Source organism: Neobacillus niacini (genome assembly GCF_023715415.1).
GTDB lineage: Bacteria > Bacillota > Bacilli > Bacillales > Cytobacillaceae > Neobacillus > Neobacillus niacini_C.
In genome coordinates this window covers 20614-45821 of record NZ_JAMBOB010000016.1, presented here as the reverse complement: position 1 = coordinate 45821, position 25208 = coordinate 20614, and the positions used below count along the sequence as shown (strand labels likewise).

General features: G+C 39.0%; 29 protein-coding genes. 6 read left to right on the top strand and 23 right to left on the bottom strand.

Translation table 11 applies throughout. The features are described from left to right. The first annotated feature begins 15 nt into the window (after window positions 1-15). Window positions 16-156, top strand: a complete 141-nt coding sequence (locus M3189_RS24405; protein ID WP_251639027.1) for a hypothetical protein — start codon at window positions 16-18, stop codon at window positions 154-156. Between the two features lie 52 nt (window positions 157-208). Here M3189_RS24405 and M3189_RS24400 read toward each other — a convergent pair whose 3' ends face one another. Then, the gene (locus M3189_RS24400) at window positions 209-1348 is read right to left on the bottom strand and encodes a trans-sulfuration enzyme family protein (protein WP_251639025.1); all 1140 of its coding nucleotides are present in this window, start codon (window positions 1346-1348) and stop codon (window positions 209-211) included. 175 nt (window positions 1349-1523) lie between these two features. Between M3189_RS24400 and M3189_RS24395 the strand changes: the two genes are divergently transcribed. Further along, window positions 1524-3056, top strand: coding sequence for an FAD-dependent oxidoreductase (locus M3189_RS24395; RefSeq protein ID WP_251639023.1), 1533 nt, complete (start codon window positions 1524-1526; stop codon window positions 3054-3056). Between the two features lie 39 nt (window positions 3057-3095). Here the strand turns inward: M3189_RS24395 and M3189_RS27045 are convergent, their stop codons facing one another. The 6 genes from M3189_RS27045 to M3189_RS24370 form a co-directional block, all read right to left on the bottom strand. Further along, on the bottom strand, window positions 3096-3230 hold the full coding sequence (locus tag M3189_RS27045; RefSeq protein ID WP_353057489.1) for a hypothetical protein: 135 nt from the start codon (window positions 3228-3230) through the stop codon (window positions 3096-3098). 60 nt (window positions 3231-3290) lie between these two features. Beyond that, window positions 3291-4754, bottom strand: coding sequence for an amidase family protein (locus tag M3189_RS24390; RefSeq protein WP_251639022.1), 1464 nt, complete (start codon window positions 4752-4754; stop codon window positions 3291-3293). Window positions 4755-4842: 88 nt separating this feature from the next. After that, complete coding sequence (locus M3189_RS24385; RefSeq protein WP_251639021.1) at window positions 4843-5979, bottom strand: DEAD/DEAH box helicase; 1137 nt, start codon at window positions 5977-5979, stop codon at window positions 4843-4845. Between the two features lie 274 nt (window positions 5980-6253). Then, window positions 6254-7048 carry an MBL fold metallo-hydrolase gene (locus M3189_RS24380; protein ID WP_251639083.1) on the bottom strand — a complete coding sequence of 265 codons (795 nt, stop codon included), beginning with the start codon at window positions 7046-7048 and terminating at the stop codon, window positions 6254-6256. 95 nt (window positions 7049-7143) lie between these two features. Further along, complete coding sequence (locus M3189_RS24375; RefSeq protein ID WP_251639020.1) at window positions 7144-7353, bottom strand: heavy-metal-associated domain-containing protein; 210 nt, start codon at window positions 7351-7353, stop codon at window positions 7144-7146. Continuing rightward, complete coding sequence (locus M3189_RS24370; protein WP_251639019.1) at window positions 7350-7814, bottom strand: flavodoxin; 465 nt, start codon at window positions 7812-7814, stop codon at window positions 7350-7352. The genes M3189_RS24375 and M3189_RS24370 overlap by 4 nt, the downstream gene beginning before the upstream one ends. A 234-nt stretch (window positions 7815-8048) precedes the next feature. On the opposite strand from M3189_RS24370, the gene M3189_RS24365 reads away from it, so the two are divergent. Further along, window positions 8049-8660 carry a Crp/Fnr family transcriptional regulator gene (locus M3189_RS24365; protein WP_251639018.1) on the top strand — a complete coding sequence of 204 codons (612 nt, stop codon included), beginning with the start codon at window positions 8049-8051 and terminating at the stop codon, window positions 8658-8660. On the opposite strand, the gene M3189_RS24360 is transcribed toward M3189_RS24365, so the two are convergent. Next, window positions 8657-8911 (bottom strand): amino acid decarboxylase, encoded by a 255-nt coding sequence (locus tag M3189_RS24360; protein ID WP_179157692.1) that lies wholly within the window; start codon window positions 8909-8911, stop codon window positions 8657-8659. The two genes, M3189_RS24365 and M3189_RS24360, sit on opposite strands and share 4 nt — an antisense overlap. A 231-nt stretch (window positions 8912-9142) precedes the next feature. On the opposite strand from M3189_RS24360, the gene M3189_RS24355 reads away from it, so the two are divergent. Both M3189_RS24355 and M3189_RS24350 read left to right on the top strand, forming a co-directional pair. Further along, complete coding sequence (locus tag M3189_RS24355) at window positions 9143-9388, top strand: hypothetical protein (protein ID WP_251639017.1); 246 nt, start codon at window positions 9143-9145, stop codon at window positions 9386-9388. After that, a complete protein-coding gene (locus M3189_RS24350) occupies window positions 9389-10480 on the top strand; it encodes a copper resistance D family protein (RefSeq protein WP_251639014.1) in 1092 nt (363 codons plus the stop codon). Between the two features lie 35 nt (window positions 10481-10515). On the opposite strand, the gene kynB is transcribed toward M3189_RS24350, so the two are convergent. From kynB to M3189_RS24330, 4 genes are all read right to left on the bottom strand, one after another. Next, a complete protein-coding gene (gene kynB, locus M3189_RS24345) occupies window positions 10516-11136 on the bottom strand; it encodes an arylformamidase (protein WP_251639012.1) in 621 nt (206 codons plus the stop codon). Window positions 11137-11206: 70 nt separating this feature from the next. Beyond that, on the bottom strand, window positions 11207-12964 hold the full coding sequence (locus M3189_RS24340; RefSeq protein WP_251639001.1) for a WG repeat-containing protein: 1758 nt from the start codon (window positions 12962-12964) through the stop codon (window positions 11207-11209). Between the two features lie 130 nt (window positions 12965-13094). Continuing rightward, on the bottom strand, window positions 13095-14108 hold the full coding sequence (locus M3189_RS24335) for a 4Fe-4S binding protein (protein ID WP_251638999.1): 1014 nt from the start codon (window positions 14106-14108) through the stop codon (window positions 13095-13097). A 175-nt stretch (window positions 14109-14283) separates the two neighbouring features. Further along, on the bottom strand, window positions 14284-15267 hold the full coding sequence (locus M3189_RS24330) for a Gfo/Idh/MocA family protein (protein WP_251639081.1): 984 nt from the start codon (window positions 15265-15267) through the stop codon (window positions 14284-14286). A gap of 120 nt (window positions 15268-15387) precedes the next feature. Here M3189_RS24330 and M3189_RS24325 point away from each other — a divergent pair, with 120 nt between their 5' ends. After that, complete coding sequence (locus tag M3189_RS24325) at window positions 15388-17085, top strand: glutamine--tRNA ligase/YqeY domain fusion protein (protein ID WP_285889807.1); 1698 nt, start codon at window positions 15388-15390, stop codon at window positions 17083-17085. A 35-nt stretch (window positions 17086-17120) separates the two neighbouring features. Here M3189_RS24325 and M3189_RS24320 read toward each other — a convergent pair whose 3' ends face one another. From M3189_RS24320 to M3189_RS24270, 11 genes are read right to left on the bottom strand one after another with little or no spacing between them, the layout of a single operon-like run. Beyond that, window positions 17121-18182, bottom strand: a complete 1062-nt coding sequence (locus M3189_RS24320) for a sensor histidine kinase (RefSeq protein WP_251638995.1) — start codon at window positions 18180-18182, stop codon at window positions 17121-17123. Window positions 18183-18185: 3 nt separating this feature from the next. Beyond that, window positions 18186-18647, bottom strand: a complete 462-nt coding sequence (locus M3189_RS24315) for a GAF domain-containing protein (protein WP_251638989.1) — start codon at window positions 18645-18647, stop codon at window positions 18186-18188. A gap of 15 nt (window positions 18648-18662) precedes the next feature. Continuing rightward, complete coding sequence (locus M3189_RS24310; RefSeq protein ID WP_285889806.1) at window positions 18663-19316, bottom strand: response regulator; 654 nt, start codon at window positions 19314-19316, stop codon at window positions 18663-18665. 2 nt (window positions 19317-19318) lie between these two features. Further along, window positions 19319-19990, bottom strand: a complete 672-nt coding sequence (locus tag M3189_RS24305) for a sensor histidine kinase (RefSeq protein ID WP_251638988.1) — start codon at window positions 19988-19990, stop codon at window positions 19319-19321. 23 nt (window positions 19991-20013) lie between these two features. Continuing rightward, entirely contained in the window at window positions 20014-20286 is a 273-nt protein-coding gene (locus M3189_RS24300) for a hypothetical protein (RefSeq protein WP_251638987.1), read from the bottom strand. Next, window positions 20273-20584 carry a hypothetical protein gene (locus M3189_RS24295; RefSeq protein WP_251638985.1) on the bottom strand — a complete coding sequence of 104 codons (312 nt, stop codon included), beginning with the start codon at window positions 20582-20584 and terminating at the stop codon, window positions 20273-20275. Before M3189_RS24295 ends, M3189_RS24300 begins: the two co-directional genes overlap by 14 nt. Further along, complete coding sequence (locus M3189_RS24290; protein ID WP_251638983.1) at window positions 20577-20768, bottom strand: hypothetical protein; 192 nt, start codon at window positions 20766-20768, stop codon at window positions 20577-20579. Before M3189_RS24290 ends, M3189_RS24295 begins: the two co-directional genes overlap by 8 nt. Beyond that, window positions 20758-21282, bottom strand: a complete 525-nt coding sequence (locus M3189_RS24285; RefSeq protein WP_251638981.1) for a ubiquinol-cytochrome c reductase iron-sulfur subunit — start codon at window positions 21280-21282, stop codon at window positions 20758-20760. Before M3189_RS24285 ends, M3189_RS24290 begins: the two co-directional genes overlap by 11 nt. Before the next feature lie 12 nt (window positions 21283-21294). Then, a complete protein-coding gene (locus M3189_RS24280; protein WP_063253156.1) occupies window positions 21295-21855 on the bottom strand; it encodes a 4Fe-4S dicluster domain-containing protein in 561 nt (186 codons plus the stop codon). Beyond that, window positions 21856-24024, bottom strand: coding sequence for a molybdopterin oxidoreductase family protein (locus M3189_RS24275; protein WP_251638979.1), 2169 nt, complete (start codon window positions 24022-24024; stop codon window positions 21856-21858). After that, entirely contained in the window at window positions 24011-25093 is a 1083-nt protein-coding gene (locus M3189_RS24270; RefSeq protein ID WP_251638977.1) for a hypothetical protein, read from the bottom strand. The genes M3189_RS24275 and M3189_RS24270 overlap by 14 nt, the downstream gene beginning before the upstream one ends. Window positions 25094-25208: the final 115 nt, after the last annotated feature.

Genomic DNA, 25208 nt, shown 5'->3' with positions numbered 1-25208 from the left:
AAAGGGGGGATTTGAATGGCTGGATGGTGGATCACTGCCATTGGGTTTATCATTTGTCTTGGTATTGTTGGAGGTACAATGGTTTATTTTTTAAGAGGAAGTCTTAACTCCGAGGACTCCACCCGAATTGATCCGGTTAAAAAGGATGCAGACTAATAAAATAATTAAAACGAAAAGAACCTTGGAAGCCCAGGGTTCTTTTGTATGATTATAGAGATTTCTCTATTGCTTGTTCAAATTGTGCAATAATATCATCTGCATGCTCGATTCCAACTGAAATCCGTACAACTTCTTTCGTAATCCCCAATGCTTCACAGGCTTCTTTTGGAAGTGAGCGGTGAGAAGTTGTTAATGGATGGGAAACAGTTGTTTCGACTCCAGCAAGTGTTGGAGCAATTTTGATCCAGGCTAACGAGCCGAAAAATTGATTGATATCGACACTTTTTGAAAGCTCAATGGTTACCATTGCGCCAAAGCCATCTTGATCTTGGTCAAAGGGGTAATAGACTTTTTCAACAAAACGATTATGTGACAAGCTTTCAGCTAATTTCTTAGCGTTGCTCGACTGTGCTTTCATTCTCAATGCCAGTGTTTTTAGACCACGGCATGTCAGCCATGCTTCAAACGGACTTACATTAGTACCAAGGTTTACAATTTTTGTACGTGCACTTGCAACTAAATCCTCTCTGCCAGTAAGAACTCCAATAGTAACATCGCTGTGCCCGCCAATATATTTGGTTGCACTATGCACGACCAAATCGATTCCCATTAAATATGGCTGACAATGGTAAGGAGTCGCAAAGGTATTATCAACGAGTGTATTTAGTTGGTGCTTATGAGCTAGTTCCACAACACCTTTGATATCCTCCACCCTTAATAAAGGATTTGTGATGGATTCCGTGTAAAGCAGTTTCGTATTTTCTTTTATTTCCTTTTCTACTTCATCTAAATTCGTAAAGGAAACAAAGCTTGTTTCAATCCCAAAATGATTTAATTCTTCTTTCAGCATATGGTAACTGCCGCCATATAAATCATCTGCTGCAATGATATGGTCTCCGTTTTTTACTACCGCTAACACACCGGCTAAAATAGCTGACAATCCTGATGAGGCAGCTACTCCAGCAGGAGCACCCTCAAGTCTTGCAACACTTTCTCCTAGTTCATCTGTGTTCGGATTTCCTACCCGTGAATAAAGATATTGACCATTCCCATGATAATATCCTTCTAATTCATCAAGATCCTTAAAGGCAAAAGCAGAGGTCTGATAAATCGGTGTAACTTTACTAGCTATTTTACTATTACTTTTCTTTCCACCATGTAAAATTTCTGTCTCAAACTTCTTCCCCATATCAGCACCTCTTCTTAATTCTCAAAATAGTTATTATATTGAAAATATCAATACCTGTATCATTCGTCAATATAATTCTATTTCTAAATAATATTTTTTTATAGAGGGAACCATTACATGATTTCGCTAATTTTGGAAAAATTAAAGCTATGAATATCTTACTGGAGGTCAACCAATGAGTTCAACTGAAAATACCCACCAATTTCCACGTACCTACTGGCGTGAAATACAATTACCAACTTTTGAAAAGTTAAATGAGGATAAAACGGTAGATGTTGTCATTGTCGGCGCCGGAATTACAGGCATTACAGCTGCCTATTTACTTGCAAAAGAAGGTGTAAAGGTAGCAGTTATTGAGGCAGGAGGCGTATTGAACGGGACTACCGGACATACAACTGCAAAGCTGACTGCTCAGCATGGATTGATATACGATGAATTAATAGGACATTTTGGTGAGGAAAAGGCAAAGCAATATTTCGAATCAGCCTCCAATGCCATTAAGTTTGTTGAAACTACGGTGAAAGAACAGGGAATAGATTGTGACTTTAGTCAACAAGACGCCTATGTCTACGCTACCTCAGACGAATATGCCCAGAAGCTTGAAACAGAGTGGTCTGCTTACCAAAGACTTGGAATTGATGGGGACTTAGTAGGTAACATTCCGTTTGATATTCAAATAAAATCAGCTTTGCTAATGCGAAAACAGGCTCAATATCACCCATTGAAATTTTTAAAAGGGCTCCTGGATGAAGCTGTGAAGGCAGGTTGTTCTTTTTATGAGAATACAGTAGCAGATACAATTGAGGATGAAGAGACCTCACAGCCAAAGGTGGTTACCAAGGATGGAAACCGTATTACCTGCAGGCATGTGATTATCTCATCCCACTTCCCTTTTTACGATAAACCTGGTCTTTATTTTGCACGGATGTACGCTGATAGATCTTATGCGATTGGAATTAAAACGAATAAGGAATATCCTGGAGGTATGTATATTAGCGCTGACAGCCCTGCTCGCTCAATTCGCAATACACCTTTAGCGGAAGGTAATCTTCTTATTCTTGGCGGTGAGAACCACAAAACTGGACAAGGAATAGATACACTCAGGCATTATCTCGCACTGGAGTCCTTTGCGAAAGAGGTATTTGATCTTCCTGAGTACCATTATCGGTGGTCCGCACAGGATTTGGTCACTTTAGACAATGTTCCATATATCGGTCCAATTACTTCTGCAAAGGAACATATTTTAGTCGCAACCGGCTATAAAAAATGGGGTATGACTACGGGGGTTCTTGCTGCCCATGTTCTTACGGATTATATATTGAATCGTGAAAATCCATATAAGGACTTGTATTCACCATCCCGTTTCGATGCTGACCCAGATATTAAATCAATCGTAACCACAAATGCTGACGTAGCAAAGCATTTACTAAAAGGAAAGCTTGAATTTGTGCCGAAGGATCCTGGGGATTTACAAAATGGTGAAGGCTCTGTCGTCATGCATAATGGACAGCGTGCAGGGGCTTACAAGGATGAAAACGGTAAGCTATATATTGTAGATACAACTTGTACACATATCGGCTGTGAATGTGAATGGAATCATGCAGAAAAATCATGGGACTGCCCATGTCACGGATCTCGCTTCTCCTATGAGGGGGACGTGATTGAAGGTCCAGCTAAGAAGCCGCTTAAATATGTTGGGGATAGATAATAGAAAAAACACGCCTCCTAAAGCAGGAGGCGTGTTCCTTTATTTACCATGTGGACGATTCTGTTTTAATTCTTCACCTGTTGAAAACTCAACAAGTTCAGCGCTGTTTTTCATTCCCTTTTTACGATTGTTATTTCGCTGAGCATTGGCATTTCCGAGTTTCGTTCTTCCCACACTATCATCTCCTTTTAGAGAAATTCATAAATAGTATGAGTGAAAAGAAATGAAGTTATTCTATCCTAGAAATGGTGCTTTTCGGAACTTTGTTAACTGTTCAAAAGCATAGGCGGCTTCAATCAGCTGTGGTTCGCTATAAGCGGTCCCAGCAAAGGTTATTCCTACAGGTTCACCTTGTGGAGTATACCCAGCAGGAACAGCAACAGATGGATAACCAGCTTTGCCGCTAATATGTGAACCTTCCTCACTAGGGAAAAGAATCGCATCCAATTGGTACGTCTCTAATGCATAATCAATTCCCCGCTCCGTAGAATGGTACTGATCAAATTCCAAGGCCGATACATATTCTGACTCAGTTAATAAACCACTAGTAGCCTCTGACTCCACTAATACTGCTTGTCCAAACTTAAGCATTTGCTCTTCATTATCCTTATTAAACTGAATTAAGTCTTTTAACGTTCTAATTGGTACAGACGGATGAAGATTCCTTAAATAGGCATTTAAGTCTGGTTTAAATTCATACGTTAAAACATCATAAGACCATTTTACTTTCGCAGACGGAATTTCTATTTGTTCAATTACTTCTGCGCCTGCTGCCTCCAAAATGGCGACAGCATCATGATAGATCTTTTGCTTTTCTTCACTTACCTGTTCGATGAATCCTTCTGAGGCTATGCCGATTCTTTTACCTTTAAGTCCGTTTTTACGTAGATGCTCTGTAAAATCCTTCTCCATGAGTGGATTTGTTCTAGTTATTGCATCATCCTCATCTTTACCTGTTAAAGCATTCAATAAAATTGCCGCGTCCATGACAGTTCGAGCCATTGGTCCAGCTGTATCCTGGGTATGGGCAATCGGTATGATTCCTTTTCTGCTGATCAGTCCCACTGTCGGTTTGATTCCTACTAATGAGTTTTGACAGGCTGGATTCAAAATTGATCCCGACGTTTCCGTTCCAATTGCCGCTGCAGCTAAATTTGCCGCAACTGCTGCACCTGAACCTGAACTAGAACCACCAACAATAAATTTATCAGGACCATAGGGATTTAATACTTGACCGCCTCGTGAACTATAACCGCTTTTCATACCAATTGCCATAAAGTTTGCCCACTCAGTCATATTTGTTTTCCCAAGAATAACTGCTCCTGCTTTCCGTAACTGTTCTGCAACATAAGAATCCTTTAAGGCAATGGAATCCTTTAAAGCTAAAGAACCTGCGCTTGTATGCATTTTATCCGCACTATCAATATTATCTTTTATTAGAATGGGAATCCCGTGCAGCGCACTGCGTGGTCCGCTTTCCTTGCGTTCTGTATCAAGAGCTGCTGCGATATGCAGCGCATCTGGGTTCACCTCAATGATTGAGTGAATCTTTTTATCATAAACAGAAATTCTATGTAGATACAGCATCACAAGTTCTTTAGATGTAAGCTCTCCGTTCGTCATTTTTTCCTGCATTTGAGTAATTGTTGCTTCCTCTATCCATTCATTTAGATATTTCTTTAACTTAGGATTTTCCATGGTCATCCCCCCTGTGATAGAAATTCTATAAAATTTATGAAAATCCTGCAAATTTAAGAAGACAGCAGGTATCCCTACTGTCTGGAGGTTAACGCCTTGCTTTTTGTTCTGGTTCAGCAATTTGCCCTTTGTAGAATATTCTCTTACTAGGCGTGACATTTAGTTCTTGGCAATACCGTTTTAATTCTCGTTCTTCACGCTCTGTCACTAAGGAAATAACGGTACCATCTGCACCCATTCTTCCTGTTCTGCCAGCTCTATGCACATATTGGGCAATGTCCCTCGGAAAGTCCACATGAACAACATGTGTAACACCTTGAATGTCCAGTCCTCTCGCTGCCACATCTGTTGCGATTAGCATTTTTGTTTTACCATCACGAAAAGCTTTAAGCTCTGCTTGTCGTTCCAATTTCTTCATGTCACTATGTAAAATTCCAGTGGACAATTCTTTAAAATTGAACTTTTCTTTGTAAACTTGAATTTCGCCAATATCATTAATAAATGCAAGTGCTTTGATGTTTTCTAAACGAACAATCTTTTCAAGGAGCTTAATCTTATCTCTCGGTTCAGCTAGAAAATAGATATGCTCAACGTCTCCAGAAGAAGCCAGTTCATCCTTTTCAATTCGAAGGATTTCAGGTTCCTTGGTAATTTCCTTTGCCAATTTCTCAGTCCCAGCTTTCATTGTTGCTGAGAATAATACAACTTGGCGGTCACCCATTGTTGATTTAACAATATTTTGGACCGTGTTAATATGCTCCGGAATCAGCAGTTGATCGCCTTCATCCAAAACGACAAGCTTCACCTCGTGCATTTTCACTTTTTTCTGTTTGATTAATTCAAATAAACGCCCAGGCGTAGCAAATATCACATGGGGACGTTTTTTCAATTTTTCAAGCTGACGTTTTACGTTTGCCCCGCCTATTATGGAGGTGCCTCTTACTCCACTGCCTTCTGACCACTTTTGAAATTCTTGATAAACCTGCATGACCAGTTCCTGTGAAGATGCCAATACAACAGCCTGCAGGGATTGTGAAGTAGATTCGATTTTATTTAATAACGGCAGTAAATAAGCAAGTGTTTTGCCCGTACCAGTTGGAGATTCTGCAATCAAATCTTTACCTTCAAGAACTAGAGGGATTGCTGTTTCCTGAATGGAAGTAGGTTGTTGAAATCCGGACTTTTCCCAGTTTTCTTGTAAAAAAGGGCTTAAGTTATTTATCATATATGACTCCTTTATTTATCTCATTTCTACATATTATATCCATACACGCCTCTGATACTAACCTATTTAGGAAATTGTGTCCATAAAAAACCCATTCCCCCGGGTATCATAAGGGCTGGAGTGATTCAAATCCTTTTTCAACTTACTCTTCGGTCACTCCAGATGGGCTGGAGTTACTCAAATCCTTTTTCAGCTTACTCTTCGGTCACTCCAATTCTAATATCTTAAAATTGAAAAAGTACATGCCCGATGTCATGTACTTTTCGATAATCAGTTAGTTTGTATATCGGCTATTCTTCGGCATAGCAATTTCTCTGAAATTAACTGCTAAATAGCTTAAATTCTCTCTTAACTCTTCCCCGCTCATTGGAAGGCCATGCCCGGTTACAGCAGCTTCCGGCTTCAATGCTTCCAGCTTTTTCACGGACTCATAGGCGGCCTCCCAGTCCGTTGTGTAATATCGAGGCGGCCCGCTTATTTCCTGGGTTTGCGTTAGTACTTTATAAAGTGATTCTTGTTTCACAGTGACAAAGGCATCCCCAGCGATTAAAGCTCGATCTTCTTCCCGAAAGAATGAAACATGACCAGGAGTATGCCCTGGGGTATGAATCCATTTCCATCCCTGCATATGAGGGATGGAACCATCCTGTGGAAAAGCCTTTACTTGTTCCCCAATATTAATCCCATGATTCGGAAACATCGGGGACATTTTTGCCACCATTCCTGCATCCACACTTGGGTCCCCTGGTGGATAATCCTTTTTTCCTGTTAAATAAGGAATTTCCCATTCATGTGCATAAACAGGAACTCGCCACTTTTCTAGAAGTTCAACCAGTGAACCAACATGATCAAAATGACCATGAGTCAGAATGATGGCACTTGGTCGCGCCTGTTCACCGAAGTGTTCTACAATCATTTCGATAATTTCATCGGCACTCTTTGGCATACCTGCATCGACAAGGACAAATTCATTCTCATTTCCCACTAAGGCTAAATTGACGATTTTGTTCGTATAACAAAATACATCTGACAAAACGGCCATACCCATTCCGCTGCCAATGGAGGTCATCGGTAGAAATGCTCCTTCAAACTTGCTGTCTTGATTTTGCTCCAAAAAAATCCCCCCCTGTTTTTGTTTATTATTTAACAGAGAGAATCAATCTATTAATCAAATGTTCTTATCGCCAGTTTATGAATCGTGGAGTTTATTTCCTCCAATTCAATAATCGCATCATTATAGTTTATTTCAATTTTCCCGCTTCCTGCCAAAATCCTAACTTTCTCTATTCCGTTATACCTTTTTATTTTCCTCTTGATTTTCCCTATACACCCAGAGCAGGCAACATCATTTAATGACAACTGAATGATACTCATTTGAATCTCTCCTTTTCTTTAATGGCAGCTCCAAAGGATTTGCCAAAATTAATACAAATTTCTTTGTCCTCATTAGTAGGGGTTTGCTCAATTTTCAATCCACTGTTAACGACCTTTGCACCTAGATTCTCTAGTTTATCTGTTAGAATATCAACAGCGCCCCCTACATGCTCATATGAAAAATCACAGGACCCAAAGGCCGCAGCTATTTTATCTTGTAAGTTTAAGCCATCCATTTCTTCATAAAAATCGATAAACTCATCAGGGAGTTCACCGTCACCCCAAGTGTATGCACCCAGCAGGATACCACTGTAGTTTTGAAGTTCATTCACATCTGCTTCTATTATATCCTTTATCTCAACTTCACTGCCTGACAGTTGAATTCCTTCGGCTATTGTGTGTGCTATGTCCTCAGTATTACCAGTCATACTTGCATATACGATTAAACAAGCTGCATTCATTCTTATTCACCTCTTGTTTTTCTTAATCTTATAAGAAAGTTGGAAAGGAAACATTGACTAACATCAAGAGTTGATATAAATCACTACAAATATAAATAAAGAAAGATAAACTTTATAGTAACGAATACTCTAAGGGAGTGGTTGACTATGTGTTGCGAACATTGCTCACATGAATCATCATGCCTCATCACTGTTCCTGTTTTTAAAGGACTGAATGAGGAGGATATTCAGCAATTGCGGAAGGTAACGCACAGCCGAATGGCACATAAAGGAGAATATGTTTTTAGAGAAGGCGAACGCTCTAGTACGTTATTTGTCGTGAGTGAAGGGCTGATAAAATTAACGAAAACATCTGCAGACGGAAAAGAGCAAATTGTTCGACTTCTGTTTCCTGGAGATTTTTTTGGCTTATATTCTCTTTTAAGAGATGAAAAACATTATATTAATGCTGAAACCGTCCAGCAAACGATGATTTGTTCAATCGAAAAGAAGGACTTTTTAAAAACGATGGAGGGTAATTCAGATATGGCGTTCCGCTTTTTAGTCGCTATGAACGATCGTCTTTATGAAGCAGATGAATCCATGGGGAATCTAAGTTTAATGGAAGTTGAACAAAGACTAGCAAAGGCTCTTCTACTCTTCCATGAAAAAATGAACTTCAAGAATGAGGCTTTTACGCTGCCAATTACAAAGAAGGATTTAGCAAGTTTTATCGGAACAACCCCAGAATCTGTAAGCAGAAAGCTTTTGACTTTTATGTCCAAAAATATTATTCGCTTGGAAGGGCAAAGGCAGATACAGATTCTAGAGCTAGACCAACTAAAAAGGATCTCTGAATTTGGTTAAATTTCATTCAACTTTATTGCCATAAGACGAAAGTGTGCTGGTTCGATTTCATTTACAATCGCATTCATTCCTAATGATTGAAAAGTCGCAACCAGTGGCTCTCCACGATGTGGTAAATGAATTTCAAATATAGTACCCACAGGTGCTGACTTTACAAAATTTATGATTTCCCGTCGTGGATGTTCGCCCTTTAAGACTCTTTCGCGAATATCTATGACGGCTCTTTGATTTTCTATTTGGAAACTGCTCATCCTTTTTTCATCTCCTCATTAAGTAATGATATCTCCGAGTGTAACACCATTTTGTATTTTGAAAATTGATATATGTCAAGTTAAACTATGTTTTAGTATATAACCATAGTAGGATTAGGTCATATTAATATTTGAACGTATTGTGAACATTATCTTTAATTTGATATAACCTCTTCTGATTGGTGGTAGAATGAAGAGCAGCAAGAAAACAATATATCGGAGTTGAAAATGATGTTAAATAAAATTACTCTGGTCTCCTGTTTGTTGTTCTTTTTATTTGGTTCACCTATCTTTGCGCATTCCCATACTACTGCCCCAGATACTGAAGCGGTAATGAAAGAAGAAGCTACGGAGATAAATAACACGACCTCAGAAAATCCCTCTATGATAAATTATGTGTTCCCAGCTATAATGGGCTTAATTATTGTTTTGGGCTTCGGAAGCTATTGGTTGATTTTTAGGAGGAAACAAATCTAGATGTTTATTGCAGGAATTGTAAGTGAGGCATTACTTTATAGTTGTTTTTCATTGTTACTCGGAAGCTTTATTTTGAATCTCATTCCCAAAAATGCCCGACCAGAAATTTGGATACCAAAAGGTGTGCTTTTGGCTTCCGCATTAGGAATTATTTTATTTTCATTTTTACCGGTATTAAAAATTGTTCTATATTTATATGAGGACCTAGGTTTAGGCTATACCCTTAAATCTGTGTTAACAAATTTCGAGGTAGGCAAGACCTGGATCAGTACGGGTTTTATTTCGTTGATCCTGTTCATCTATCTACTTCCCATTAAACTTGAACAAAAACCTTTATTCTCTTTGACAGGTCTAGCCTTTACACTCATCTTAATCGCTTCCCTTGGCTGGTCCAGCCATGCTGCATCCTTATCCAAAATGGCCGGTTTCTTCATACATACCGCCCACTTTCTTGCGATCACAACTTGGGTTGGAATCCTGATGGTGGTGAGCTGGTTTTCACGGAACCATGATCATTGGCTGAAATTCTTGAAGTGGTTTTCTCCTGTTGCTATTTTATGTTTAGTTATTACGACCCTAACAGGTATATCTTTAATGACTTTTCACATGGAATTGTCCGATTATGTAAGTGTAACAGCTATTACTTATGGGCAGACATTATTAATTAAGCATATTGCAATTTTGCCATTACTCGCTTTCGCTTTTATTAATAGCTTTTTGATTCGGAAAAGGCTGCAAAAAGATTCATCTTTTAATCCCCTTCCATGGGCAAAGCTTGAGAGTGTAATTATCTTAATTGTTTTTTCTATTACAGGTGCGCTTGGACAGGCTTCACCACCTCATGAACTTGATTCGATGATTAGAGCTGAAGGTGCTTCCAAGCTTTTTTCCTTTTTCCATCCAGGTAATATAAATTTTCCTATCCACTTTTCCCCTGGGATTGTTTCGATAGCCCTTTTTCTAATTGCTATCCTTTTTCTAGCGTTAGTGATTGTTACTTTTATCAAAAAAGCGCCAAAGGCTTTGTCCTTAGTAATGAGTCTATTATTTATCGTATCTGGCTATATAGGATTTATGTTAAGCCTTTCATGAAAGAAGCAGCGGAAATGGATTCCGCTGCTTCTTTTTTATAATGTTCGTAACACGGCTCTTACTGGACTTCCGTCTCCTTCGACCAATGGGAGCGGCAGGGCAATTAGCTCATAATCACCTGGTTCTACTTGATCTAATAGTACTGATTCAAGGATATGGATTCCGTTTTCATTTAAGCTATGGTGTGCGTACAGGTCTTTACTGTCAATCGGATCGACAGACGGAACATCTACCCCGATGAGCTTAATTCCCTTCTCCGCTAAGTATGGAGCAAGGTCATTTTCTATAAAAGGGATCATTTCAGGAAACTCAACAGAATTCTCCCAAGCGAGGGTTCTAAATATTACTCTCTCAAAGCCGTCTACATCTACATTCTCTAAATCTTTAGCTCCTATGCTACTTTTCCCTATCATATCGATTACCCTTACAGGACCGATATAAAGCTCGAGGTCCAATTCAATGATTCTTTTTCCATTATCATCAAAATGAAAAGGCGCATCCACATGTGTACCTGTATGTGTACTCATTGAAAGGCTTCCTACATTCACAGATCCACTCTCCGCTTTGGACACCGATACTTCATATTGAAAGGGTGTATCTCCCGGCCACACCGGCATTCCATTTTCAAGCCTTCTGGAAATATCAATCGTTTTCATGCCTCCCACTCCCCTCCACAGCATTTATTTCGTCTATGTTAAAAATATATCGCTGCAAGGATGTTGTCAATTAATGAAACGATAGCCAAAAGTCTCCTTCATGATTAATGATGCTGTATATCTCATTAAACGGAATCGTAAAAGTTGGAAAACCAGCAGCATATGGGGCAATATCATAGGGCCTAAAATAAACATTCAAAGCACTTTCACTAATAAAAAATGGCTGGTCTGCTTGTATCCCTTTATAAGCATCTGGGAAGACATAGGAATATTGATCTTCATTTTTAATTTGTTCTCCAATAATTTGACTAATGACCTCTACGTAATCTGCTTCCGCCTTAAACAAGTCTTTTAGTTGATAAAATTTCCCTGTTTTTAAGTCTATATGTGCATGCTTCTTTACTGGCATTCCATGAGCCGCACCAAAGGGATAATCATAACCATTTATCTCGATTACAACGAGATGTTCCTTATAATAAGGAACATTAAAATCACCTGCATAGCTTGATTCCAATTGCGTATGCGCAAGCGTTGGCTTCACGCCAGATAGGTCCTTCAAAATCTGATTAACGCTCTCCTGATTTTCAACACCCTTTAACTGTGGATAATAAACGATATAATCCTTATTTGGTTTATATTTGTTTTCGATTACAGAATAATCGTTGTTTAATGGAATAATGGTATTTTGCTTCCAAACCAATCTTCCTATTTTATCCAGATAAAAGGTTCGGAAATCAACTTCTCCCTTAATTAAAGATTTCTCAAATGCTAATGAACCACTGCCAGTAACCTTAGGAAGATGTTCTATCCTTTGACCACGTTTATCGATAAAGAACGTGAATTCATCATTATAAGCGGAGGCGATTCCATTCTTAAATTTAGATACACCGTTATAAATAAAACCAGTATAAATTTGACCGCTAGCGTCAGCGATTGCATACTTAGGAAACAGATATGGCTTTTCAGGATCCATCGCCTTCCCTAACGCAAATCGGTCTTCCGAAAGATTTAATAGGCTATTATAGTGTGGTTTGATGATAAAATTTCCTTGTCTGTCGATTAATCCATAATAACTCTGATTATTGTTTTCTACCGTTACAATCGCTTTTCCATCGATAAACTGCTGGACGTCTTTAAACTTTGGCTCAATGACCACCTTCCCCGATTCGTCCATATAACCCCAGTTACCCTCTTCCTTTTCCTTAAATCCAAGTAACCCTTCTCCATTAAAATTCACAAAAGGGTAGGGGTAGGATTTCAATACCTTTCCTGTGAGATCAATCAACGAATATCCGCCCTCTTTGGACTTTACTAACGCTTTACCGTCTTGAAAGTCACTAGCAGCTTCATAGGACAACGGAATGACTTCCTTGCCCCTTCTATTTAAATAACCAAGTAAATAGTTATCATGCTCGTTATTATTGGCAGCTACTGCTCTGCCCTCGTGATAATCTCCAATATAGAAATATGCCTGTGTGGTGATTTCCTTTCCACTTTCATCCAAAACTGTATAGCCTTCATCATTGATAGCAACTGCCCGCCCTTCTGAAAAAGGGCTGATTGTATCATATTTTGGTTTCACAATTAAATAACCATCACTGTTGATGATTCCAGTTAGATGATTTACTTGAACAATAGCTAAACCATTTTCCTGAAAATCATGAGCTATCTCATATTTTGGCGGAAGAACAAAATCACCCTTCTCGTTGATATAACCCCATTTACTGCCGCCTATCCCTTTTACTGTTGCTGGAAAAAGATAAATCATTCTCGATAAGGAAAGGAGGTAGATAATCCAATTTTCCTGTTCCGTATTTCTTCTAGACATCCGTACTACCCCATTTTATTTTTTATTATGTATATGAAAAAATGGGCGGAATGTAGCTTATCTTCAATCACAAACAAAAAGAATCAATTTTGACAATGATTCTTCAAAATTGATTCTTCCTAATACTATCCTAATCTATATATTTTGCTTCAGGAATTAATATCTTCCATTCTTCATAACTGATGATTGATTCCCAATGCCCGGTAATCTTTGCAAAGCCAATAATTAAGAAAAAGGCTACAAAGAAGGTAACAGGTATAAACCATTTACTTACCTTTTTATTTGCAACTGTCATGTTCAAGGTATTCTTTACAGGGCATGCCTCTACACAGGCCATACAAGCGGTACAATTTAAGTTATTTACGGTTTCAACCTTGTGCACTTTTACTCTAGATTGGCAAACCTTTGTACACATCTCACAGTTCGTACAAGTTTCTTCATTTCTGCTAATCTTAGAAATCCTAAAAATCGAACCAAGTCCGATGAACGCTCCATACGGACAGAGGAATCTGCACCAGAAATTTTTATAAAATAAAGATATTATAAACATTACGCTGAGAAAACCAATCCCGAAAGTGCTAATATCTAAGAAAAATGACAGCATTTTTACATCAGATATTTTGTTATAGGGTTCGTTTAGAAAGGAAATCGCACCATAGGTCGGCATTACGATGACCATACCTAAGAAGAAAAGTAGGAATAAATACTTTATTGGGGTTAGCAGCCAAACGAGCCAAGTGGGTACCTCGAAATTTCTTTTGAAAAGTTTTTTCCCCAATCTGCTTATCCATTCCCCAACTGTTCCAATCGGACAAATCCAGCTGCAAAAGGATCTCTTGAAAAGAATAGCTCCACCGACAAAAAAGCTTAATAAAACGAGTCCTGCTGGATGAATGACATCAAAATCCCCAGTTGCCAGCCATACCTTTAATGCCATTAAGGCACTAATTGGCAGGAACCCTTCAACCGCTGATGGCCTTTCTACAAAGGGTGTTTCTCCAAGGGTTTCAAAATGCATATAAAATTGATAAAAGCGGACACCGACATATAGTAAAAATAACAGGAATACAGCTTGAACGACGTACCTTGTTATTTGAACCGGCTTTCTTTTCAACTGTTTCTTGTACCAGTTCATTGACTTCATTACGATTCCTCCAATCTTCTTCACCTTAAATATAAGGAACGAAGTAAAATTGGGTATGTGATAAAAGTCATCCAAAATACCGTTTTCATAAAGAGTTCACAACCATATTCTTAAAAAAGACATAATTAGTTTGTACTATGTATAGGGTTGGTTTTACAGATATCTCCAAAGCCCCCTAGCGTTCTACTCCAAACACAATATTGCTCTGTTTCCGTGCTTCTTCTGTTACTCGTAATACCTTTTTACTCCATTCCTTTAGCTGCTCATATTCTTGGTCGTTGTTTTTTTCAATGATTTCAGCGAATTTTATGCATTCATAGACCATATTTTTTTCCTCTTGAGCCCTACTTAAGATTTCGCTCTCTTTTGTATGACTGTCAATGAATTTTATTTCAGAAATGGGTGCGGCATCTTCGAGGACAAAGGTTCCCTTTTCTCCTTGAATTTCACATGGAAGTTCCGAATCAGAAATCTTTGAACATAGAATGGTACAGACAAAGTCTTGATATTCTAATATAAGCGTACCGCTCCCATCGACTCCGCTCCTTAGTATAACTGGATAATAGGTGACCTGCTTCGGCTCACCAAATAGGCCGACAGCTAGGAAGAGCGGATACACCCCTAAATCCACTAAAGCGCCACCAGAATAAGTACTTGAGAAGATATTTGGCTCCTCACCTTGTAGAAACACATCGTAGCGTGAAGAGTACTTCATATATGGAAGAATAGCACTTCTTAGTGGACCTGCCATATGAAGCTTTTCTTTTAGAATACGAAAGTTCGGAGTGTGGATATTGCGAATCGCTTCAAACAAATAAACTCCATTCTCTTCGGCACATCGATAAGCTTCTTCTAATTCAGCTGTATTTGAGAATATCGGCTTTTCACAAATAACATGCTTTTTATTTTTTAAAAAAGTAAGTGCCTGCTCAAAGTGAACTGAATTCGGTGAAGCAATATAGACAGCATCAATCTTAGGACTTTTTGCCATTTCCTCTAAATCTGAAAAATAGTGTGCTGCGTTATATTTACCGGCAAGGTCTTTTGCTTTATCCTCTGTTCGGGAGTAGACTGATGTTATATTTAGCTTCCCGCTCAACTTTGCTGCCTCAATAAAGGATTCTGTAATCCACCCTGTTCCGACTGTACCTAAATTAATCATAAAAAATCCCCTTCCACTCCTTCTATAAGCATATATTGTAGCCTTTTTGCACTCTTTTTTCCAATTCCACTATTTTTCTAATGAATCTTTGGGTACAATGGAAAAATATCATATTTTATGTTATTTATAAGTAATAGAGATGAAAGAAAGAGGTTGAATAGAGTGGACAATCTAAGTTCTAATTTTATAAAAGATGTTATGATTAAGGATTTGGAATCTGGCAAACATGATAAAATTATCACTCGTTTCCCTCCAGAGCCCAATGGATATTTACATATTGGTCATGCTAAATCCATCATTATAAATTTTGGTTTAGCGGATGAATTTAACGGAAAAACCAATCTGCGATTTGATGACACCAATCCGTTAAAGGAAGATGTCGAGTATGTTAATTCCATTAAAGAAGACGTAAAATGGCTCGGATTCGAATGGGATAACTTATACTTTGCTTCAGATTATTTTGAAGAAATGTACAAACGTGCTGTACTGTTAATAAAAAAAGGACTTGCCTACGTGGATGACCTGTCCGCTGACGAAATTCGTGAGTACCGTGGTACCTTAACCTCTCCTGGTAAAGATAGCCCTTATCGTAATCGTTCAGTCGAGGAGAATCTTGATTTATTTGAAAGGATGAGAAACGGAGAATTTGATAATGGACAAAAGGTCCTTCGTGCAAAAATTGATATGACATCACCTAATATCAATTTACGCGATCCGGTCATTTATCGAATTGCTCATGCCACTCACCATAACACCGGTGATAAGTGGTGTATCTATCCAATGTACGCTTTTGCTCATCCTTTAGAGGATGCGATTGAAGACGTAACCCATTCCATTTGTACCGTTGAGTTTGAAGACCAGCGTCCACTTTATAACTGGATAGTGGAACAATGCGAAATGGAAAGTACGCCTCAGCAAATAGAATTCGGCCGCTTAAACGTAACCAACACGGTAATGAGTAAGCGGAAACTAAAGCAACTTGTGGACGAAGGGTTTGTTGATGGCTGGGACGACCCAAGGATGCCAACCATCTCTGGAATGAGACGAAAAGGATTTACACCTGAATCGATTCGTAATTTTGTTCGTGAGACAGGTGTAGGGAAAGGTTCTGGCGCCGTAGATTCCCAAATGCTTGAACACTTTGTTAGAGAAGACTTAAAATTAAAAGCTCCTCGGACAATGGGAATTCTAAATCCATTAAAAGTTGTCATCACAAACTATCCAGAAGGCCAAATTGAATTACTTGATGCCGAGATTAATCCTGAGGTTCCTGAAATGGGCATAAGGAAAATACCATTTTCTCGTGAGATTTACATTGAAAAGGACGATTTCATGGAAAATCCTCCGGCTAAATATTTCCGTCTCTTCCCTGGTAATGAAGTACGCCTTAAACATGCATATTTTATTAAATGTGAAGAAGTCATCAAGGATGTAAACGGAGAAGTCGTTGAACTTCGCTGCACGTATGACCCGCTAACCAAAAGTGGTACTGGCTTTACTGGACGAAAGGTAAAAGGAACCATTCATTGGGTGGAAGCAACCAATTCTGTTGCAGCGGAGTTTCGTTTATACGAACCACTTATTCTCGATAAAACGGAAGAGGACGAGGAAGAAAAAACCTTCCTTGATAATGTAAATCCTGAGTCACTCGTAGTTTTACAAGGATTTGTTGAGCCAAACATGCGTGAAAGCAGACCACATGACAAGTTCCAATTCTTTAGACATGGATATTTCAATGTAGATCCGAAGCATACGACTGTTGATAAGCTCGTATTTAACCGAATTGTTTCGTTAAAGAGTTCATTTAAGATATAAAAAATTGAACCGGGCATAATGCCGGGTTCTATTTTTTATTGTTCAGGGTATTTTGGGATTTCTAGGATGATTCTTGTTCCCTTACCTGGGGATGAGTTAATTGTTAGTTCTCCACCGACGGCCCTTGCTCTTTCGTCCATACTGAAAAGCCCAACACCACGGGTATGGGTTCCTAGCTCGAAACCTCTGCCCTTATCTTCTATCAATACCCTTACACTCTGGTCAAAATCTCTAACGGTAACAGCCGCTTCAGATACGTCTGCGTACTTACGAATATTGGTTAGTGCTTCTTGAATGATTCGATATATCGTTAATTCAATACTTATATCGAGACGTCGTTTTAACATACATTCAAATAAAACGTCGATATGATAGTTTTCAGAAAAGCGGGCAAGGAAGGAACGAATCGCAGGAACGAGTCCAAGGTCATCCAAAACCGATGGACGTAATTCCCAAGATATATCGCGGATTTCTTCAATTAGCTGGGTTGCTTCCTTTTGCATTTGCTCAAGAAGTGGATGGTCTAATTCTGAAAGTAAACGATTTATCGTAATGAGATGACTATATAAATTTTGACCGATGCCATCATGTAAATTTCGCGATAAGCGCTTGCGTTCTTCTTCTTGAACATCAATGATGGTTGTCATCATTTTTTGAAGTTCTTGTTCTACTCTTTTACGCTCAGTTATTTCATAACGAATCGCTAAGTATTGATAAGGTTTCCCCTTATCATTCATAAATGGAACAATCGTAGTATCCACCCAATAGTGGGTCCCATCTTTGGCAGAGTTGCGAATTTCACCTTTCCAGACCTTCCCTGAACCAATCGTTCTCCACATTTCCATAAAAAACTCTGCAGAGTGGTAGCCGGAATTTAATATCCGATGGTCCTGCCCAATAAGCTCTTCTTTTGTATACTTCGAAATTTGAATGAATTGTTCATTTACATATGTAATAGTTCCCCTAGAATCGGTTATTGCTACAATAGAAGACTCATCAAGAGCAAATTTAATATCCATTAATTCTTGAATCGACTTTTTCAATTCCAATTCTAGGGTGGTGAGCTCATTTATTGATTGCTTACGATTTGTCTCCATAACTTAAGGCCCTCCCCCTAAGATATGACTTCTTAAGAGCTGCTCTAGTGCTTCGCCCGACTCTTTCACCTTTTCCTGTTCACTTTTAGAAAAAGTATATGAAACTCTCTTTCCAATAAGTAATACACCCTTTGGGGAGCCATTAAAAAATAAAGGCACCGCATAACAGGAAATAAGTTTCTCAGCAAGCATAATGGGATGGTCGGTTACTTTTCCATAGATATCTTTCGGAAAGTCGCTCATCATCATTGGACTGCCGCTTGAAATGATTTTTCCAGCGATTCCTTTTCCAAAACGGACGGTTATTCTTTTGTATTTATCGTTTACGTTTCCTGAAGCATAGTGCCACCTGACATCAGGACCTACTTCATTTTGAAGGGCAAGGGCTACAAAATCACAGCCCACTTCCTTCCGTAACCGATCACAAACCTCCATTACACCATGATTTTCTCTTATTTCTGTCATTCGCATACCTTCTCCTTATATTCCATAACCTAAGAGCCCCTTTTTAACCGCATATTCCACTAGTTCAGGTCTTGTCTTCATTTGCAGTTTTTCCATTAAGTTCCCCTTATGGGTTTCAACCGTTTTTACACTTATGACTAACTGCTCCGCTATTTCTTTGTTTGCATAGCCCTTAGCTACAAGCGTTAAAACTTCTTTTTCACGGTCGGATAAAAGATGATAGGTATCATGGCTGTCATGCTTAATGCTGCCTAAATATTCTTCCATTAATCGTTTTGTAGCTGCAGGGTGTAAGTAAGCATTCCCTAATGAGACGGACTCAATTGCAGACATAAGCTCATCATGTGGCGCACTTTTTAATATACAGCCTGACGCACCTGCTTGAATGGCTCTAAAAAGGTATTCCTCATCATCATGCATGGTTAGTATTAAAATATTTACATTCGGCATCAGCTTTTTCAATTCAGATGTCGCAGATAATCCATCTTTACCATGAGGCATACTTAAATCCATCACCACTACATCTGGTTTAAGCTTCATGGCCTTCTTTATGCCTTCATTGCCTTCTGAGGCTTCACCAATTACTTGCATTTCGGGGTTAGAATTTAACAGCATGGTAAGACCCATTCTTACCACGGCATGGTCATCAACTAATAGGATTTTAATCAATGTTAACTCTCCTTCCCTTCCAATAAAGGAAGAGATATTTCAACAGACGTACCTTCTCCTATTTTAGAGGAAATCACACACTGTCCGCCAGTTAGAAGCATTCTTTCCTTCATGGCTGCTATTCCTAAGGTAACAGCGTTATTCTCTAGTTCATCTGCTACAAATCCACCACCGAAATCAATAATCGAGATTCTTAATTCCTCTTCCTTCCATATCAAACCCATTTTCACATTTGATGTATCTGCATGTTTAGCGATATTGGTAAGGGCTTCCTGGCAAACACGAAAAACCGCAACACTTTTTTGCTCTTGAATTGGTTTCTCTTCCCCAATGGATTCAAAATCAACAAGAACTCCAAATGTTGAGGTATATAATTTAATATAACTCTTAATGGCTGGCAGTAAGCCAAGTGTCGTTAAGGCAGGGGGATGAAGTTCAACTGAAAGCAATCTAATCTCTTGTATCGTCTTTTCAATCAACTGGGTCATTTCATGTAAATAATTTTTCAAATGAGGCTGACTTAATCCTGATTCAACAAATTGTAATCCAGTAAGAATACTGTATAAATTTTGCCCAACACCTTCATGCAGCTCCAGAGAAATACGTTTAATTTCTTCCTCTTGTGATTGAATAATATAAGAACGAATTTGTTGCTTTGAGACCGACTGCTCCATACTTAACCCCCGTTACCTTTTATCTAAACTTTTTGAAATGTATAGGTTAATCCACTTTCATGGTCAGAAGCTAAAAAACTAACTTCTGATTGATTTACGTTACTGATAAGCGGGACTGCTAAAAAATACATAGAATCAAAATAAAAACGAACATGTGTATGATCAGGACAAAATTGGATTTTTTTAATGGTTTTCTTAATCTTTGGGGCTTGGTCTCCACCCTCAGTATCTTCTATAGATATTTCCATTGTTTCCCCAACGAATCTTTGCAATTCATCAATGTTAATGGGTTCCACAGCTGTTACATCCCTTCTTCACTGGATAGATGAACATTTTGTAACCTTGTAGGTACTCCCAGAACTTTGAATCAGCATGTTCCTCAAGGAATAGGATGGTTTCCTCTTCAGAGCCCCAATCACTCATGCCTTTTACTTCAGCAATTACCATTTCTGCTCCATCAATTGTCTTTTCTTCAAGAAACCAATTTAATCGCTTTTTCCCAAACATGTTTTTCAATACTTCATCAATATCGGCAGCAAAATTACCTGTTTGTTCTCGTACAAAACAAAAATCTAGATACGTTTCACTAGTCATTGATTTTCACACCTTTTTTATAAATAAAGAATGCGGCTGGAAAAAGGATTACATTGATGATTGCTGCACCAATTGTGTTTGTATAATTTTCATAAAAATACTGATGAACCATATATTGTGTAGCGATAATATTTAACATCAATATGGCTAGAAGGAGAGCAACACTTACGTAACTACGCTTCATATCGCTTCACCCCTACAGCAAAAACGGTCCCGTTTTCAACTTTCACATAAATCTCAGGAAGCGGCCGTCTAGGCGGACCTGCTGTGGGTGCACCTGTTTCAACGTCAAATTTCCCGTGATGACATGGGCAGAGCATTTCCCCCTCATCCTTCTTCCAAAAGACAGGGCAGCGCAAATGAGTACAGGCATTTTGATAGGCAACATATTTCTCATCGGATAGCCTGATTAATATCGCACTATCATGCTCACCTGGAAAATAAAAATCTACTGCATCACCAATAGGTAATGACTTAACATCAATAATTTTCTGTTTTGGATATTTCTTGTCACCCAGTCCGTTTAGCTCTTTCGCAGCCAGAACTCCCCATGGAAGAGAGGAAACTGCAAATACACCTGCAGCACCGACTAATGTTTTCATAAAACCACGGCGGTCCAATTTTCTTTCATTATTGCGGTTTATATTATGTGTATAGTTATCTTCATTGAACGGGATTTTATTATTTTTATCAGTCATGGTTAATCCCTCCTAAAACAATTTCGTGACACCCTGAAGGATTCCAGGGAGATTCACTCTAACATTTGTTTCGCCTTCTAAATAAGGCATGCTTGTTACCCATTTACCGTTATCTAAATTAAATTGCTTTTGCTTCGCTTCAATTTCCTCATCTGTTAACCATTGCAAAGTATTGGACGGACATACACTTGCACACATTGGAGGGATCCCGTCTTTTGTACGGTCGATACAAAGGTCACACTTATACATTAGATTTTGCTCGGTATCAAATTTTGGAATACCGTATGGGCAGGCAATCGTACAGTTTTGGCAGCCAATACACTTCTCTACAAGAGCCGACAGAACGGCTCCTGTTTCATGTATTTGAATCGCTTGCGCCGGACAGCTTCTCGCACATGCTGGATTCACACAGTGAAGGCACATTAGAGGCATGGTTTGACGGTTAACAAGCGGGTTAACATCGTATACGTAGTTACGGTTACGCTCCTCGTGCCCCCCGCACTGTGTGCAGGCAGCTAAACAAGAGCGGCAGCCTATACAGTTTTCAAGTTCAAGATATAACCTCTTTTTCATTTACTGCACCTTCTTTAATTCAAGTTTTTCAATCTGTGCTGCACAAGCTTTAAATTCAGGCATTCTTGACATTGGGTCAAGAGCAGCAATTGTTAATAGATTAATAGATTTATCGTGACCAAAATGATAGGGTACAAAAACCGTATCTTTTCGGATAGCTTCCGTAATTTTAACTTTGTATTCAGCCTCGCCTCTTCGTGTAAACAGACGTACAAATTCTTCATGTTCAATGTTATATTTTGCTGCAGTCTCCGGGTGCACCTCAACATACGGCTCTGGACACATATCACGTAAAAATTGAATCCTTCGTGTCTGGTTTCCTGATAAGTAGTGGTAAACGACACGTCCTGTTGTTAAGCGCAGTGGATAGTCTTCATCCGGTTCTTCTGCTGGCGGACGGTACGGAAGGGCACAAATTTTTGCTTTTCCATCCGGGTGATAGAATTTTTTATCTAAGAACATATGTGGAGTTCCCTTGTCCTCCTCATCTTTACAAGGCCAGAAGACTCCATCTTGTTTGTCGATTTTATCCCATGTTGCACCGTAATAATCGGCATATCCGCCTTTTGATGCTAAACGGAATTCATCCGCAACGTCTCTTGCAGTTTTCAGATGTGAGAAATACTTTCCTCTTCCTAGATATTCTGCAAGCTCTGCTTGGATCTGCCAATCTGGTTTTGACTCACCGAGTGGTTCTTGTGCTTTGTTAATCTTTATAATACGTCCTTCAAGATTGGTTACTGTCCCTTCATCTTCAGACCATGTAACGGTCGGAAGAATGACATCTGCAAATTCGGCAGATTCAGAAAGATAGAAGTCCGCACATACCATGAAATCTAAACCTTTCATTGCCTTACGGACGAAGTTCAAATTCGGTGCTGATACAGCTGGATTCGAACAAAGCAGATACATAGCACGAATCGTTTTTTGCTCCATTAATTCAAACATTTCATAAGCCGAAACACCTGGCTGAGGCATCTCTTCAGGAGTAATTCCCCAAACCTGGCAAACTTCTTCAACATGCTTTGGATTTGTAATTTTACGATAGCCTGGAAGTAAATCTGACTTCTGTCCATGCTCACGGCCGCCTTGACCATTTCCTTGACCTGTAAAGGTTGCAACACCAGATTTTGGACGTCCAATTTTACCTGTTACTAACGCCATATTCGTATAGGCAGAAACGTTGTCTACCCCTTTATGCTGCTGCTCGATACCACGGGCAAACATGACTACTGCATTTGGTGCCTTACCGTAAATTTCCGCTGCTCGGATAATCTTTTCAGGTGCAACCCCTGTAATTTCACTTGTATATTCGGGTGTAAATTCTTTTACTAATTCTTTTGTTTCTTCAAAACCATTTGTATGGTTAGTAACAAATTCTGCGTCAGCATAGCCGTTTTGAATTAACAGATTCAAGATTCCATTTGCAAGTGCAAGGTCTGTACCTGGTCTTAAATCTAAATGAACATCCGCTCTTCTTGCAATTGGTGTTTCACGAGGGTCAGCGACGATTAGGTAACCGCCTCTCTCTTGTACGGCCCAGACACGAAACATAGAAGTTGGGTGACATTCCGCAGTATTACTTCCGGCGATGAATAAACAATCTGTTTCATGAAGATCAGTCCATGGCAAAGTGGATCCACGGTCCACCCCAAATGAGCGCAGAAATCCACCCGCTGCACTAGACATACAGAAACGACCATTATAATCGATATAACGTGTTTGCATAGCTACCCTAGCAAACTTTCCTGTTAAATAACATTTTTCATTGGTCATGGAAACACCGCTGAAAACAGATAAGGTGTCTTTTCCATATTTGTTTTGAAGCTCGCCAAACTTTTTAGCAATTAAGCTATACGCTTCATCCCATGTTGCTTCACGGAATCCTTCTTTTGTTCCTTTAAGGGAGGCATCATCACGAATCAAAGGCTTCAAGATACGATCATCATGATTGGTTTGCTGATACGCAGTAACCCCTTTTGGACACATCTTTCCTACTGTCACCGGCCAGTCATAACGAGGTTCAACCCCGATGATTTTATTGGTTTTTGTATTAACACGTAAGTTCATCCCGCATTGCATACCACAATAGCTGCAGTGTGTTTTTACGAGAGTTTCATTTGGATGACGTACATTTTCTATTTCCTTAAAAAACTTATCCCTTTGCATTCTGATTTGCCTCCTTGACCTTGACTTGGTGCGTTGCGATACCAGAGAATCTTGAGATACGATATTTTCTACGGCATGGAAGGCATAACTCAGCAAGATTGAAGCCATCTTCCATATTAAATTCGATTGCATTAACGCCTAATACCTGAATGACATCATTCGACTGTTCCACTGATACGAAATGGTCACCGCATACTTTACACTTTTTCTCTTCCTGTTCCGCATAGTGCTCACGGTAATTCCTCGCAAAAACACTCACCGGACGAAAAGGAATATGAGCGAGTTTTCCAAAAGGTAAATAAATTAATGTGACAATAACGGAAAACTGGTGAATCAATGACATTTGCGGCTGCATCCAGCCATGAAGCCAAACGTTTTGAACGGTTAATAAAAGTCCTGTAGTAGATATAAAGATCAATAAGTAAAGCGGAAGGAAGTCATAGATGAATTTCTGCTCCGCTCTTGCCTGCATATTTCTTAAGCGGCGGTACAGAGCCATACAGACACCCGAAATGACCATAACCGCTGAAATATTTAAGGCATTGTAGGAGAACCAAGCAATGATTCCATCGGCTTTGACCGTCATTAAATTTAGCCCCATTAGGACAATTGTATATTGACCCATTTCATCCATCGTGAAGTACATCCAGCCAAATACAAGCGGAAATGTAACTAAGCAGGCAAGGACACAACCCCAGCCGATTAGAATATGCTGTACCCAACGGTACAATCCGCGGTTTTTAATAAAGTCATAAATAGCTAAATGATTAACTGCTGTTTTAGGTGTGCTTTTTCTTTTTAAAAGTTTTAAGCCCTTTTTAATGAAAATTTTAGTTGGCGGCCTCTCTCCCCATGCGATAAAACGATAAAAAAATCCTCCGATAAAAACTACCGTTCCTACCATATACCCGTAGAGATTTAAATCAACATGGGTAAACATTCTCGTTGCTATAAAGGAAAGAATGATAATAGCGGAAACGGTTAAAAACATTGATTTTGCAAACTTAGATGCAAACGCATCATTGATTGAGCGTTCAGCTTTTTTAGTTGTTGACGTAATAGCCTGCATTAGAGCTCCTCCTCAAAAAAAATAACACTAACGAATTTTCTTACTCTTATTGTAAGAAAATCGTTAGTGATACAAATATAGGGGAACTCCCCCATCTCATGAGGAAAAAACCCTT